This window comes from Mycobacterium asiaticum, from assembly GCF_001668675.1.
GTDB lineage: Bacteria > Actinomycetota > Actinomycetes > Mycobacteriales > Mycobacteriaceae > Mycobacterium > Mycobacterium asiaticum_D.
Window position 1 is genome coordinate 1 of the sequence record NZ_LZKQ01000271.1, and the last position, 726, is coordinate 726.

Genomic DNA, 726 nt, shown 5'->3' on the forward strand with positions numbered 1-726 from the left:
GCTGCGCGCCAGCGGTGCGCTCAACGACCAGGAGTACGCCAGCCGGCGGGCGCAGATCATCGCCGAAATCTAGCCGCCACCCGCCGCCCCTACCGGAGCCGGCCAAGCCAACCGAACCAGACTGCGAAATTCGACCCGAAATCTCGCAGCCCGGTTCGGTTCACGGGGCTCGGGGCGGGCTGGGTGTAGAGCCCCTGCGGGGCAACTAGAACACGTTTCAGTTTCGCTGCTAGCCTGACAGCGGCGAAAGGACAGCACGTGGTTGGATCACTGCAGGGACGGGTGGCATTCATTACCGGCGCCGCGCGTGCACAGGGGCGGTCGCATGCGGTGCGGCTTGCCCGGGAAGGCGCCGACATCGTCGCGTCCGACATCTGTGCACCGGTCTCGGACACCGTGACTTACCCGCCCGCCACGCCCGAAGACCTCGCCGAAACCGTCCGTGCGGTGGAGGCCGAGGGCCGCAAGGTGCTGGCCCGCGAGGTGGACATCCGCGACGACGCGGCACTGCGCGGACTGGTGTCCGACGCCGTCGAACAGTTCGGCCGGCTGGACATCGTGGTGGCCAATGCCGGCGTGCTGGGCTGGGGCCGGGTCTGGGAGTTGTCCGACGAACAGTGGGACACCGTCATCGGGGTCAACCTGACCGGCACCTGGCGGACCCTGCGGGCGACGATCCCGGCGATGATCGAAGCCGGTAACGGCGGCTCGATCGTGGTGGTCAGC

Annotated in this window: 1 protein-coding gene; it reads left to right on the forward strand. The window is 68.7% G+C overall.

The annotated features are described in order from the left end of the window. Positions 1 to 258 precede the first annotated feature (258 nt). Positions 259 to 726, forward strand: a 468-nt coding sequence (locus A9X01_RS22780) for an SDR family NAD(P)-dependent oxidoreductase (RefSeq protein WP_436405294.1), incomplete at its 3' end; no start/stop codon positions are given.